This is a genomic window from Nonomuraea rosea, from assembly GCF_039539705.1.
GTDB classification, from domain to species: domain Bacteria; phylum Actinomycetota; class Actinomycetes; order Streptosporangiales; family Streptosporangiaceae; genus Nonomuraea; species Nonomuraea rosea.
Window position 1 is genome coordinate 235,313 of the sequence record NZ_BAABDQ010000008.1, and the last position, 13,430, is coordinate 248,742.

Genomic DNA, 13,430 nt, shown 5'->3' on the forward strand with positions numbered 1-13,430 from the left:
ATCCCGGCCATGTACGCGACAAGGCATGCCATTCAGGCTTTCCTGGACGAACACCGCCACTCAGGCCCCACCAGCACTCCGCGATCTCAACAGCCCACCAAGGCCTTCCACGTTGGCCGACGTGTTCAGCGACGGACCCTGCCGCGCACGCACGATCACCGGCGACTGAAGTCCGTACCGACATCGCCTCACCCGCCGCGCAACCCACGCATCATCGTGTCGAAGGCGCCGTCCCAGTGGCGGCGCGCCTCCTCGGCGTCCCCGAGAGCGCCGCGCAGCTGAAGGCTGCACAGCCCGTGCGCCAGGGCGTTGATCCGTACGGCGAGGCCGAAGGGCTCGGCCGGCGCGAAGTCGCCCTCCTCCACACAGCGGACGACGGCCGCGACAAGAGTGTCGAAGGTCGGCTGGATCAGCGCGGCGGTCTCGGCGTCGGGCTGGAACGCGGGGATCGGCCGCCCGAACATGAGCTCGTACAGGTGCGGGTTGGCCAGGGCGCTGGCGCGGTAGGCGTGGCCGAGCGCGAGCAGGTCGGCGACGGCGTCATCCGTGCGGCGGACGGCGGCGAACGCCTCGGCGAGGCGCTCGAACCCGGCCAGGAACATCTCTCGGACCAGACCCGCTTTGTCGCCGAAGAGCTGGTAGACGGCCATGGTCGACACGTCCGCCTCCTGCGCGACGCGGCGGGTGGTCAGCGCCGCCGGGCCCTCGGCGGCCAGGAGCCGACCGCCCGCGTCGACGAGCTCGCGGCGAAGCTCGTGATAATCCCTGTTTCTCGGCCTTGCCATGAGAGCGATTATACCATAACGTTGTTATATAACGCCGTTTGGAAATGAGCTTTCAGGAGGCACCATATGTCTGACCTGCATGTAGTCCTAGGTGCCACCGGCGGGGTCGGCGCGGCCGTCGTCGCCGAGCTCACCGCCCGTGGCCACCGCGTGCGCGCCGTCAGCCGGGGCGCCGCCACCGGCCCCGGCTCTCTGCGGGCCGACGTCACCACCACCGAGGGCGCCATCGCCGCCTGCCAGGACGCCGCCGTCGTCTACCAGTGCGCCGCGCCGAAGTACGAGCGCTGGTCCAAGGAATTCCCCGGACTCATCCGCACCATCCTCACCGGGGTCGAAGCCGCCGGGGCCAAGCTCGTCATGGCCGACAACCTGTACGTCTACGGGCCGGTCGGCGTACCGATGACCGAAGATCTGCCGCACGCCGCCACCAACCCCAAGGGCCTCGCCCGCGCCGAAGTGGACCGGTTGATCCTCGACTCCCACCGGTCAGGGCGCATCCGCGCGGCCTTGGGCCGGGCCTCCGACTACTACGGCCCCGGCGGCGTCAACACCGCCATCGGCCCGACCATCTTCGCCGCCGCCCTGGCGGGCAAGACGATGCGCTGGGTCGGCGACCTCGACCAGCCGCACACCGTCGCCTACCTGCCCGACATCGCCGCCGCCCTGGTCACGCTCGGCGAGCACGCAGAGGCCGACGGGCGGTTCTGGCACCTGCCCGCCGCCGAGCCGATCACCGGCCGCCAGTTCCTGGCCCTCGTGCAGGCCGCGGCGGGCGGCCAGCCCAAGATCGCCGCGCTCGGCCGGGGAACACAGCGCCTCATCGGCCTGTTCAACCCGATCGTGCGCGAGCTCGGCGAAACCTGGTACCAGCGCGACCGCCCGTTCGTCGCCGACGACTCGGCCTTCCGCAAGGCGTTCGGACCGGTCGACGTCACCCCGCACGCCGACGGCATCGCCGCCACCCTCGACTGGTACCGGCACCACGCAGCCTGAAAGCGCAGCACCACAGCCCGCGCCACGGGGGCCGGCCCGCTGAGCGATCCAGGCGGTGCCGCAGGAGCCGGCCAGCTCGGGGCGATCCCGGCCGTGCCAAGGGACGGCATCGGGCCTCATGCCCCGTGAACGGGCCGCACGCCGGGTGCGGGCGCGCGGCCCGGCCGCCGAGAGGTCACTTCTTCAGCAGGCTCCAGCTCGCGCCCAGGCCCATCAGGTGCAGCGCGACGCAGAGCAGCCCGGCGGTGCCGAGCGTGGTGACGGTGAGCACGCCGCCGACGGCCAGGCCGGCGAGCTCGAAGACGAGGGCGAGTGCGAAGAACAGTGCGGCGATGACGGCGAACATGGACAACCTCCGAACGGGGTCGGCCGGACGCGAGCACCCGCGGGGAGCCGAGACCGGCCTGCTCCGCAAAGGAGCCGACCGGCCTGGCCGGCGGATGCGTCCGATGAGCCAGATGTCTCTGACATGGGGATTTCCAGCACGATCAGCGCAGAAACTGCCGCCAAGGTGACGTTGCGTGAACAAACGACGACAGCATCTTGACCGGGCGGTCAGTCGGCCTTCGCCCGCATCCCGTCGCAGATCACCGCCGCCATCCGCACCGCACCCGGCCTGGCCCGCGCCCGCCGCTCAGCCGCCAGACACCCCCGCAGCAGATCCAGTACGTCCGCCGCCGCCAGGTCGCGCCGCACCACGCCGGCCCGCTGCGCCCTGGCCAGCAGCCGCCCCAGCGCGTCGGCGAAGTCGTCCTCCAGCGTGGAGCCGGGCCTGAACGTCATGCCCGAGCCGCTCTCCAGCATGTCGCACAGCGCCTGGTTGGCCGAAGCCTGCTCGACCACGCGCGAGAACCAGCCGAAGAACGCCTTCCCCGCGTCCTCCGCCGTCGACTGTGCGCGGGCGTCGGCCACGAACCGCTCGATCCGCCCCAGCAGCACCGCCTCGAACAGCGCCTCCTTGGTCGGAAAGTGCCGGTACACCGTGCCGACGCCGAACCCGGCCCGCCGCGCGATCTCGTCGAAGGAGATGGTCAGGCCGTCGCTGGCCAGCGCCTCCTGCGCGATCTGCAGCACCCGCTCACGGTTGCGCCTGGCGTCGGCGCGCAACGGCCTGGCCGAGGTGTGGTCGTCGCCCATGACATGCACCCTGCCTTTGACAAACGGAGAGAGCTCTCCGCATCTTCGGTCGAAACGGAGAGACTTCTCCGATTCTAGCGAGGAGACAATATGCCACGCACCCCCACAGAGGTTGCCGAACGCATCCGCGCCGGCCTGGACGGCATAGAACCTGTTCGCGGACGACCCCGTCTACGAGGTCCCGTTCGCCCTGCCGGGGACGCCGCAGCGGATCGAGGGCCGGGCGCGGATCGAGGCCCATATGAGCGAGCGCGCCGCCGACGGCCTGGCCGCCGCCCTGGACGTCCGGCGGGCGGAGGCCACCGTGCACGACTGCGCCGACCCGGAGGTGGCGCCTCCGCCGCCGGCGCCCTCCTCTCCTCCCCACCCCGGCCCTGACCCACCCCCTGCCCCGGACGCGGCTCCCGCCCCAGCCCCGCTACAACCCCGACCCACCACCCTGATCCCGAACTCGGCTCCTGCCCCAGCGCCGCTTCGACCCTGACCCACCGCGCTGATCCCCGCCCGCCCCCAACGCGGCTCCTGCTCTGCCCCCGGCTCTCCCGCCCGACTCTGATCGCGTGTGCCGCCACAAGTCGAGACACCCGCCACAGTGAGGCGGGTGTCTCGGAGGACCGGCGGACCGGACCCGAACAGCCAGCGGACCAAACCCGAAGGACCGGCCGACGAGATCCAAAGAGCCGGCGGACAGGACCCGAAGAGCCGGCCGACCGGACCCAAGGCCCAGTGGATCGAACACAAGAGCCGGCCGACCGGACTCGAAGGTCCGGTCGGCCGGGGCGGGGCCGGAGGCCGGTCAGGGAGGGGCGGGCAGGCGGGGCGCGCGGGCCTGGACGCCGACCCGCTTGAGCCGGATCCGATCCTCCCTCGGCACCGGCTCCACCTCCACCATCCGCGCCCCCTCCGGCACGTGCCGCAGATCGTGCGTGATCAGCAACGTCGTCCGCCCGGCCATCAGCCGCCGCAGCGGCTTCATCACCTGGGCGGCCGTGGCGTCGTCCAGCCCGTTCATGGGCTCGTCGAGCACCAGCACGGGCGCGTCCCTGAGCAGGGCCCTGGCGATCGCGATCCGCTGCCGCTGACCTCCCGACAGGAGCCGCCCCCGCTGCCCGACCGGCGTGTCGTACCCCTGGGGCAGCAGCTTGACGAAGTCGTGCACCCCGGCCGCCTCGGCGGCCCTGATGACCTCGTCCAGGCTGGCCTCCGGCCGCCCGTAGGCGATGTTGTCGCGTACGGACCCCGAGAACAGCATCGTCTCCTGGTGCAGGATGGTGATGTTCGCGCGCACCGACTCCTTCGTCAGCCCGCGCAGGTCGGTCCCGTCGAGCAGGATGCGCCCCGCGTCCGGGTCGTAGAAGCGCAGCAGCAGCTTGGCCATCGTGGACTTGCCCGCCCCGCTGGGACCGGTGAAGGCGACCACCTCGCCGGGCTCCGCGCTGAACGACAGGTCCCGCAGCACCGGCCGGCTCCGCCCCGGATAGGCGAACCCGACCCCCTCGAACGCCACGCTCCCCCGGCTCCGGCCGGCCGGCACGGCGTCGGCCGCGTCGTTGACGAGAGGCCTGGCCCGCAGGATCTCGACGACCCGGTCGGACCCGGCCGCGGCTTCCGACACCGTCAGGGCCAGTTCGCCCAGCCCCTGCACGGCGGGGTACAGCAGGGCCAGGTACGCGGCGAAGGACAGCAGGCCGCCGAGCGTCAGCCGGCCGGCGGCGATCTCCCACGCCCCGAACCCCAGGATGAGGATGAGGCAGACGGTCTCGATGACCTGGACGGCGGGACCGTACAGGCCGGACAGCCACGCCTGCGTCATGTTGGCCCGCAGCCACCCGCGCCCCTCCCCGTGCAGGCGGCGCGACTCGGCCCCCTGCCGGTTGTACGCCTGCACGAGCGGCTGGTTGGCCAGCCCCTCCTCCAGGACGCTGTTCATGGCCCCGTTGCTGTAGCGCTCCCGCGCCGCCGCGGTCCTGAACCGGCTCGCGAACACCTTCGAGACCACCAGGAACGCCGGGATCAGCGCCATGGTGAGCAGCGCGAGGTCCCAGCGCACGAAGAAGGCCGCACCGGCGAAGAAGATCACGCTGGCGACGGTGGTGACCGCCTTGACCAGGCCCGAGCCGACGAGCTCCTCGATGGCCTCGATGTCGTCGGTCAGCCTGGCCATCAGGTCGCCCAGCCGGCGCTTCTCCGAGAAGTCCGGCGCGAGCGTCTGCAGGTGCGCGAACACCCGGTCCCGCAATCTGAGCAGGAAACGCTCCGCGCCGAGCGCGGTGGAGTACGCGCCGGCGAAAGACGCCACGCCGGCGATCGCGGCGAGCCCGAGCCAGATGAGCGCGGGCGTCCAGAACGCCCCTAGATCCCGTGTGGTGAGCACTTCGTCGGTGATGTGGCCGAACAGGCGGATCGCGGCTACTTCGCACAGTGCGGCCAGAACGGCGAACACCACTCCGGCCGCGAATAGCCGCCGCAATCCGCGAGTGTCCGGCCAGAACTCGCGGAATGTCCGGCGAATGGAAATCGCCGGCGCGAGTTCACGGCCGGAGACAGTCAATGAGAGCCGGCGGCCAGGCCGCCGGCTCTCATGGGGCCTATCTAGCACCCCCACCACCGGCGACGACCGCAGGACCAGCGACTGCGGCACCTACGACGCCGACGGCAGCCCCATCCTTGCTGGAAGCCGTTCTGAGCTAGTTTCGTGCTTGCCATGATTCCTCCCCCGTTGGTGGATACATGCCACAATTCGGACGCTAGCACCCGAATTGCGATAAAGCACGAGATATTCTTCGATTTAAAAGAGACTTGACCGGTGAATCCAGCGTAGAAAGGCGATCCAGGACGCCGGTTAAAACACATGCCAACGAGTAAAAGCACTCAAGAAGGTCAGGCGACCGCCAAAGATGCTACTCAGAACTGGTTCTAAGGTGTATGTCGCCGGATACTTTGGTTCGATGACCCGTGCCGCCCCCGCCGACACGATGGATCCATGGCATTTCTCGGCGTTCTGCTCATGATCCAGGGCTTCGGCGGCCTCATCGCCGGCTACTTCTTCGACAAGAGCTTCGGCCTGCTGCACCTGTGTTTCGAAGGCGGCACGCTGACGGCCGCGAGCACGGCCGTGGGCCTCCTGGGCCTGGTGGTGACGGTGCTCAGCGTCCGCGCCGAGGAGAAGTCGTGATCCCCGGCGCGGACGCCGGGGATCACCTCAGGTCAGCGAGGAGTAGGCCACCACACCGCGCCGCATGGCGTCCATGGCCTTGCCCGCCGTCGCCTTGATCTTGCTGCCCTGGGGGGCGGCGTTCCCGAGCTGCCCCAGCAGGTCCATCAACTGCTTGATCCACCGTACGAAGTCACCGGCCGCCAGCTCGTTGCCGTTGACGCCCTCCATGAGGACGGCGTCCAGAGTGTGCCCCTTCGTCCAGCGGAACGCCGCCCAGGCGAACCCCAGATCGGGCTCCCTGATCGTGGACAGCGCGTGGTCGGACTCGATGCCCTCCAGCTCGCCCCACAGCCGCATCATCGCCGTCAGCGCGTCCTGGGCCTTGCCCGCCGGGATCTTCGGCCGGCGCGCGTCGTCGGCCGCCCGCGACTCGAACACCAGCGCCGACACGCACGCCGCCAGCTCGGCCGGCTCAAGCTCCTCCCACAGGCCGCCGCGCAGGCATTCGGCGGTGAGCAGGTCGAGCTCGGTGTAGAGGCGGCCCAGGCGGCGGCCCTCGTCGGTGACGGCCTCGTCGTCGAGATAGCCGAGCTGCTCCAGCACGGAGCAGATGCGGTCGAACGTCCGCGAGATGACGTGCGAACGGCCCTCGACGCGGCGGCGCAGCCCTTCGGTCTCGCGCAGCAGCTTGTAGTAGCGCTCGGCCCAGCGGGCGTGGTCCTCGCGCTCGTCGCAGCCCTGGCAGGGATGCTGGCGGATCTGCCGCCGCAGCTCGTTGACCTCGTCGTCCTCCACCGCATGGTCGCGCGCCCTGGCCGGCTTGCCGAGGTCGCGGTCGCCCATCTTGGCCAGCAGCGTGGAGATCAGGTTGGCACGCTCCTTGGGCGAGCGGCCGTTGAAGTTCTTCGGGATGCGCAGCTTCTCCAGCGGCTCCACCGGAACGGGGAAGTCGGCCGGGTCGAGCTTCTTGACCTGCTTGCCGATCGTCAGCACCAGCGGGCTCGGCCCCGCCCCCGCCCCGCGCCCGCGCGGGTTGCGTCCCGGGTCGAGCACGATCGCCAGGCCCGCCCTGCGGCCGCCCGGCACCCTGATGACGTCACCGGGCTCCAGCGCCTCCAGCGAGCGCACGGCGGCGGCCCGCCTGGCGGACCCGCGCTGCTTGGCCAGCTCCGCCTCCCGGTCCGACAGCCGCCGGCGCAGCGCCGCGTATTCGGGGAAGTCCCCCAGGTGGCATGTCATGGCCTCCTGGTAGCCCTCCAGCGCCTCCTCGTGCTTGCGCAGCTGCTTGGCCAGCCCCACGACCGCCCGGTCCGCCTGGAACTGCGCGAACGACTCCTCCAGCAGCGTCCTGGCGCGTTCCCGGCCGAACTGGCCGACGAGGTTGACCGCCATGTTGTACGACGGCTGGAAGCTGGAGCGCAGCGGATAGGTACGGGTGCTCGCCAGACCGGCCACCGACAGCGGATCCATGCCCGGCTGCCACAGCACCACCGCGTGGCCTTCGACGTCGATCCCGCGCCGCCCGGCCCGCCCGGTGAGCTGGGTGTACTCGCCCGGGGTGAGGTCGGCGTGGGTCTCGCCGTTCCACTTGTCCAGCTTCTCGATCACCACGCTGCGGGCCGGCATGTTGATGCCCAGCGCCAGCGTCTCGGTGGCGAACACGGCCTTGACCAGCCCGCGCGTGAACAGCTCCTCCACGACCTCCTTGAAGGCCGGCAGCATCCCCGCGTGGTGCGCCGCCAGGCCGCGCTCCAGGCAGTCACGCCACTCCAGGTAGCCCAGCACCGCCAGGTCCTCGTCGGGCAGGTGGGCGGTGCGCTCGTCGACGAGCTGCCTGATCTCGTGGCGCTCGCGGTCGGTGGTGAGCCGGATGCCGGCGTGCAGGCACTGCTGCACGGCCGCCTGGCAGCCCGCGCGCGAGAAGATGAACGAGATCGCGGGCAGCAGCCCCTCGGAGTCGAGCTTCTCGATCACCTGCACCCGGTCCGGCGGCCTGGAACGCTGCGGCCTGCCGTAGCCGCGCCGGCCGCGCCCCGCCGTCAGCCGCTCGGCGTCGCGCGTCACCCGCATCAGCGTCGGGTTGATCCGCGGCGTCAGCTCATCGGTCACGAACAGGTCGTAGATCCGGTTGCCGATCATCATGTGCTGCCAGAGCGGGACCGGGCGGTGCTCGTCGACGATCACCGTGGTCTCGCCGCGCACCTCGCCGATCCACTCGCCGAACTCCTCGGCGTTGCTGACCGTCGCCGACAGCGCCACCAGCCTGACCGACTCGGACAGGTGGATGATGACCTCTTCCCACACCGCGCCGCGGAAGCGGTCGGCCAGGTAGTGGACCTCGTCCATGACGACGAACCCGAGCCCGGCCAGCGTGGCCGAGCCGGCGTAGAGCATGTTGCGCAGCACCTCGGTGGTCATGACCACGATCGGGGCCTCGCCGTTGACGCTGTTGTCGCCGGTCAGCAGGCCCACCTTGGCGGTGCCGTAGCGTTTGACCAGGTCGTTGTACTTCTGGTTGGACAGCGCCTTGATGGGCGTGGTGTAGAAGCACTTGCGGCCCTGCTCCAGGGCCAGGTGGACGGCGAACTCGCCGACGACCGTCTTGCCCGACCCCGTGGGCGCCGCCACCAGGACGCCGTCGCCCGCCTCAAGGGCGCGGCAGGCGTCGAGCTGGAAGTCGTCCAGCGCGAAGTCGTAGAGACCTCGGAACGATCTGAGAGCGGCCCCGTCGTCCCCGAACTTCTGACGGAAGGCCGCGTAGCGTTCCGCTGGCGTTGTCATACCCGTCAGCCTACCGAAATCGCCATTCCGGTCCGTCCCGGCCATTCCACCACTCCCCTGCCCCCGCCATCGCCTGCCGCGCGCGACCCGGCCTTGCTGGGCGCGGGCTCCGGCCGGCAGCCCTCCGACCGGACGCCTTTACATTGTAGATCTCAAACGATGACCTGCAGCGCCCCCGGCCGAATCTCGCAGTCCACCGGCACCGGCCCCACGCGTTCGCCGTCGGCGTAGGCGACCACGTCCTCGGCCTCCAGCCGCACGCTGCGCACCCGCCGCACCGACACCGCCCGATGAGTGACGTGCGTACCCCGGTAGACGCTCGGGAACACCCGCAGGAACTCGGCCTTGGACACCGCGCCCAGCATCATCACGTCCAGCAGCCCGTCGTCGGGGCTGGCGTCCGGGCAGACCCGCATCCCGGCGCCGTAGGAGCACGTGTTGGCCACGGCCACCAGCATGGCCTCCCGCTCGACGACCTCGCCCCCGTCGAAGGTGATCCGGAACGGGATCGGCCGGAACGAGCGCAGCTCCTCCGCCATCGCGACCAGGTAGCGGCCCATCCCCGGCGGCCAGGTGCGCCGGTTGGCGCGCTCGTTGACCCGCGAGTCGAACCCGCAGCACACCACCCCGGCGAACAGCTCGTCGGCCCGCCCGGCCACGATGCGGCCGGCGTCCACAGGGCGCGTCTTCATGCGCAGCACGGTCCTGGCCGCCGCGATGGGGTCCTTGCACGGCACGCCGAGCGCGGCCGCGATGTCGTTGCCGGTGCCCATGGGGATGATGCCGAGCGGCACGTCCGTGCCGGCCACGGCCTGCACGGCCAGGTGCACCAGCCCGTCGCCGCCGAAGGCCACGAGCGCGTCGGGCCGCTCGGCGACGGCGGTGCAGGCACGTTCGAGCGCGTCGGTGGCGTCGTCGCCGACGATCACCGACAGCTCGGCCCCGCCGGCCCGCAGGCGGCGCGCCACGGGCTCGAGCAGGCGGAGCGTACGGCCGCCGCGAGCGGCGGGGTTGACGAGCAGGGCGAGTTGTGGGGACACGCCCGGAACTTATCGCCTATCGCGCGGAACCGGAATCCTCTTCTGGCCGCCCGGGACCGGAGTCGGTGCCAGACACAGTGTCAGACACAGTGCCGGACCCACTGCCGGACCCAGTGTCAGACACAGTGCCGGAATCGGTGTCGGCGTCGTCGAGTGGCATGTCGTCCGCGGCCAGCGGCGAGGCCTCGTCGTCGGACAGGCCCGCGAACTCACTCTGCGGCCGTCTCTTCTCCCGCAGGTACATGACCAGCTCGGCGACCAGGAACAGGATGATCATCGGCGCGGCCAGCGCCATCATGGTGATCGGATCGCCGCCGGGCGTGACCACGGCGCCGAAGACGAACATCAGGAAGATGACCAGCCGCCGGTGCTTGCCGATCGTCGCGTGCGACAGCACCCCGATGATGTTGAGGAACACCAGCAGCAACGGCAGCTCGAACGAGACCCCGAAGATCAGCAACATGATCAGGACGTAGTCGAGGTAGTCGTCGATCGAGATCGTGGCGACCGTGTCGTCCAGCGAGAAGCTCAGCAGGAACGCCAGGCTGGTGTCCATGATGATGTAGGCCAGCGCCGCACCCAGGGTGAACAGCGGGATGGCCAGCGCCAGGAAGGCCAGCGTGTAGCGCTTCTCCGTGCGGTAGAGGGCCGGGGTGACGAACGCCCAGACCTGGTAGAGCCAGGCGGGCGACGACACCACGAGGCCGACCATCAGCGAGACCTTCAGCGTGATGAAGAAGGAGGAGAAGATGCCGTTGTAGGTCAGGCTGCAGCGCCCGGTGAGCTGATGCGATTGCGTGGTCGAGCAGTAGGGCTCCCTGAGGATCTCCCATACCGGGGTGGACACGATCCACCCGATGACCAGGCCCACGGCCACGGCGGCGAACGCGATGAGCAGCCGGTTGCGCAGCTCGCGCAGGTGCTCCATGAGCGGCATCCGGCCTTCGGGGTCCCGCTCAGGCGGTTGTTTGGGGCCCGACCGTTTCAGCAGCGCCATCAGCAGTCCAGGGGATGAGGAGACGGGGGGTCAGGGACGCTTGTCGGCCTGGGCGCTCGCGCGCAGGCGGGCGGCCTGCTCCTCCAGCCGGCGAGCCTGCTCCTCGGCGGACGGCTCCGGTGCGGGCGGGGCCGCGTAGATCTCCTGCGGCGGTGCCGGCGGCTGCGGCTGCGCGTGCGCCTGCACGACGGTCGGCTTGTCGTCGTCGTGGTCATCGGTCATCTTGCTGGTCTCCGCCTTGAAGATGCGCAGGGACCGGCCGACGCCACGGGCGAGGTCCGGCAGCTTCTTGGCACCGAAGAGCAGGACCAATGCCACCAAGATCAGAATGATCTCCGGAGCTCCCAGGTTCATGTGACGTCCTTCATGGTGAGCGAGTTGCTGTCCTTCAGCACGATCGTACGCTGCCGGGGGCGCTGCCTCATCCCTTGGCGTCCTCTTTAACCCTGAATTGCTGGTTAACATGAGCGATCTGCTGGTTCAGGGCGCGGGCCGCCACGACGACCCTGGCCACCGCGACGGCCAGCACGGCCAGCCCGGCCAGGCACAGCCCGGCCGCCAGGAGGATCCACGTCATGACTGGTGAGCGTACAGGGCCAGGGCGCGCTCGGCCTCCTGGCGTACGGTCTCGGCCATCGCGGGCGGCGCGACGACCCGGCCGGTGTCGCCCAGCCGCAGCGCCAGCTTGACGATCCAGTCCTCGTCGCGGGCCCGCAGCGTCACCCGCAGCCGGCCCTCGCCCAGCTCGGCCACCTGCTCGCACGGGTAGTACTCGGCCACCCACCGGCCGGCGGCGCTGACCTCCAGCTCGACCAGCTCGTCCGTCGGCGAGGGGCGGAAGACGCCCTGGGTGACGTCGATGGGCTCGGCCTCCGCGGGCGGGTCGGCGGGCACGTCGAGCACCTCCACGCCGAGCACCCGGTCGAGCCTGAACAGCCGCATCGCCTCGGCCCGGTAGCACCATCCCTCCAGGTAGGCGCGCCCGTCCACGACCACGACCCGCATGGGATCGACCTCGCGCGGCGTCACCTCGTCGCGCCCCGGCACGTAGTAGCGCAGCGAGAGCCTGCGCCCCCTGATCAGGCCCTCGCGCACGCGCGGCAGCGCGTCGGGCGCGGCGTCCACGTCGACGGCGACCTGGCTGCTGACGGTCGCCGCGCCCTCGCCCGCGGCCCGCTCCAGCTTGGCCACGACGCGGGGCAGCGCGTCGCCCGGCACCTCGGCCAGCTCGGGCATGGCGGCCAGCATGCGCAGCGCGACCAGCAGCGCGCTGGCCTCGTCGATGCCGAGCCGCAGCGGCCTGGCGATGGTGTCGGCGTTGTCGATGAGGATCTCGCCGCCGTCCCAGGACACGTCGATCAGGTCGCCCGGAGTGTGCCCGGGCAGCCCGCACATCCACACCAGCTGCAGGTCGTCGATGAGCTGCTTCTCGCTCAGCCCGAACACCCCGGCCACCTCGCCGAGCTGCGCCCCCGGATGGGACATCAGGTACGGCACCAGCGCCAGCAACCGCGGCAGCCGGTCGGCGGAACCGCTCATGACAGCCTCCCGTCCCGTCGCGCTCTTCTCACGTGACAGCCCCCTTCAGTCTGCGGATGACCGCCTCGCGGGCGTCCGGCGGCTCGACCACCTCGACGTCGGCGCCGAGGCTGGCCATCCAGCCGGCCAGCCGTTCCGGGTCGGCGAAGGCCAGCTCGGCCTCGTCCCAGCCGTCCGCGCCCTGGTGCACGGCCCTGGCGAGCGTGCGCAGCCCTTCGCAGGCTCCCTGGCGCACGCGGACGACGGCCACCCGCTCGTCCAGCGGCTCGTCGGGGAAGCCGACCATGGCCCGCAGGTCCACTCCCTCGGGCACCTCGACGGCCCCCGGCCTGCCGACGGAGGCGACCTGCCCGGTGATGCGGCTGAGCCGGAAGGCGCGCGGCGCGTCCCTGCCGCGGTCGAACCCGGCCAGGTACCAGCGGCCGCGCCGGCTGACCACGCCCCACGGCTCCACGGTGCGGCTGCGCACGCTCTCGCTGCCGGAGGCCCGGTAGTCGAAGCGCACCACCCGCCGGTCGCGCACGGCGTCCCACAGCGCGGGGAAGGCCGGGTCGCGCGTGTCGACCCGCAGCTCCAGCGCGCCGCCCCCGATGGACCCGCCGACGGGCTGGTCGGTGGCCACGCCGCCGGCGCGCAGCTTCAGCAGCGCCCCGGAGGCGGCCTCGGCCAGGCTCGCCCGCTGCCACACCTGGGCGGCCAGGCCCAGCACGGCGGCCTCGTCGGGCTCCAGGGTGATCTCGGGCAGCTCGTACGACTGCCGCTCGATCCGGTAGCCCGGCTCGTCCTCCCACGGGTCGCGTACGACGTCGATGGGGATGCCGATCTCGCGCAGCTCGTTCTTGTCCCGCTCGAACATGCGCTGGAACGCCTCGTCGCCCTCACGGTCGTAACCGGGCACGGCCTGGCGGATCTGCTCGGCCGACAGCGGGCGCCGGGTGGCGAGCAGGCAGATCACCAGATTGAGCAACCGTTCCGTCTTCCGGCGCGACATCTGCCTCACT

The 13,430-nt window shown here is 71.0% G+C and carries 13 protein-coding genes; 2 read left to right on the top strand and 11 right to left on the bottom strand.

What is annotated here, in order from left to right; all coding sequences use genetic code 11:
• Positions 1 to 188 precede the first annotated feature (188 nt).
• Positions 189 to 785, bottom strand: a complete 597-nt coding sequence (locus tag ABEA43_RS21265) for a TetR/AcrR family transcriptional regulator (RefSeq protein WP_345564170.1) — start codon at positions 783 to 785, stop codon at positions 189 to 191.
• A gap of 66 nt (positions 786 to 851) precedes the next feature.
• Here ABEA43_RS21265 and ABEA43_RS21270 point away from each other — a divergent pair, with 66 nt between their 5' ends.
• Positions 852 to 1,778 (top strand): NAD-dependent epimerase/dehydratase family protein, encoded by a 927-nt coding sequence (locus ABEA43_RS21270; protein ID WP_345564172.1) that lies wholly within the window; start codon positions 852 to 854, stop codon positions 1,776 to 1,778.
• A gap of 175 nt (positions 1,779 to 1,953) precedes the next feature.
• Here the strand turns inward: ABEA43_RS21270 and ABEA43_RS21275 are convergent, their stop codons facing one another.
• The 3 genes from ABEA43_RS21275 to ABEA43_RS21285 all read right to left on the bottom strand — a co-directional run bounded on the left by ABEA43_RS21275 (position 1,954) and on the right by ABEA43_RS21285 (position 5,385).
• A complete protein-coding gene (locus ABEA43_RS21275; protein ID WP_345564174.1) occupies positions 1,954 to 2,124 on the bottom strand; it encodes a hypothetical protein in 171 nt (56 codons plus the stop codon).
• Positions 2,125 to 2,333: 209 nt separating this feature from the next.
• Positions 2,334 to 2,915, bottom strand: a complete 582-nt coding sequence (locus ABEA43_RS21280) for a TetR/AcrR family transcriptional regulator (protein ID WP_345564175.1) — start codon at positions 2,913 to 2,915, stop codon at positions 2,334 to 2,336.
• Positions 2,916 to 3,711: 796 nt separating this feature from the next.
• Entirely contained in the window at positions 3,712 to 5,385 is a 1,674-nt protein-coding gene (locus tag ABEA43_RS21285) for an ABC transporter ATP-binding protein (protein WP_345564177.1), read from the bottom strand.
• A 513-nt stretch (positions 5,386 to 5,898) separates the two neighbouring features.
• Between ABEA43_RS21285 and ABEA43_RS21290 the strand changes: the two genes are divergently transcribed.
• Positions 5,899 to 6,090 carry a hypothetical protein gene (locus ABEA43_RS21290; protein ID WP_345564178.1) on the top strand — a complete coding sequence of 64 codons (192 nt, stop codon included), beginning with the start codon at positions 5,899 to 5,901 and terminating at the stop codon, positions 6,088 to 6,090.
• 27 nt (positions 6,091 to 6,117) lie between these two features.
• Here the strand turns inward: ABEA43_RS21290 and ABEA43_RS21295 are convergent, their stop codons facing one another.
• The 7 genes from ABEA43_RS21295 to ABEA43_RS21325 form a co-directional block, all read right to left on the bottom strand.
• Positions 6,118 to 8,853 carry a DEAD/DEAH box helicase gene (locus ABEA43_RS21295; protein WP_345564179.1) on the bottom strand — a complete coding sequence of 912 codons (2,736 nt, stop codon included), beginning with the start codon at positions 8,851 to 8,853 and terminating at the stop codon, positions 6,118 to 6,120.
• 152 nt (positions 8,854 to 9,005) lie between these two features.
• The gene (locus ABEA43_RS21300) at positions 9,006 to 9,893 is read right to left on the bottom strand and encodes a diacylglycerol/lipid kinase family protein (RefSeq protein WP_345564180.1); all 888 of its coding nucleotides are present in this window, start codon (positions 9,891 to 9,893) and stop codon (positions 9,006 to 9,008) included.
• Between the two features lie 16 nt (positions 9,894 to 9,909).
• Positions 9,910 to 10,890, bottom strand: coding sequence for a twin-arginine translocase subunit TatC (gene tatC, locus ABEA43_RS21305; protein ID WP_345564182.1), 981 nt, complete (start codon positions 10,888 to 10,890; stop codon positions 9,910 to 9,912).
• 30 nt (positions 10,891 to 10,920) lie between these two features.
• The gene (gene tatA / locus ABEA43_RS21310) at positions 10,921 to 11,244 is read right to left on the bottom strand and encodes a Sec-independent protein translocase subunit TatA (protein ID WP_345564183.1); all 324 of its coding nucleotides are present in this window, start codon (positions 11,242 to 11,244) and stop codon (positions 10,921 to 10,923) included.
• 67 nt (positions 11,245 to 11,311) lie between these two features.
• Entirely contained in the window at positions 11,312 to 11,467 is a 156-nt protein-coding gene (locus ABEA43_RS21315) for a hypothetical protein (protein WP_345564184.1), read from the bottom strand.
• Positions 11,464 to 12,429, bottom strand: coding sequence for a helix-turn-helix transcriptional regulator (locus ABEA43_RS21320; protein WP_345564186.1), 966 nt, complete (start codon positions 12,427 to 12,429; stop codon positions 11,464 to 11,466). Before ABEA43_RS21320 ends, ABEA43_RS21315 begins: the two co-directional genes overlap by 4 nt.
• Before the next feature lie 28 nt (positions 12,430 to 12,457).
• On the bottom strand, positions 12,458 to 13,420 hold the full coding sequence (locus tag ABEA43_RS21325; RefSeq protein ID WP_345564187.1) for a helix-turn-helix transcriptional regulator: 963 nt from the start codon (positions 13,418 to 13,420) through the stop codon (positions 12,458 to 12,460).
• Between the last annotated feature and the right edge of the window lie 10 nt (positions 13,421 to 13,430).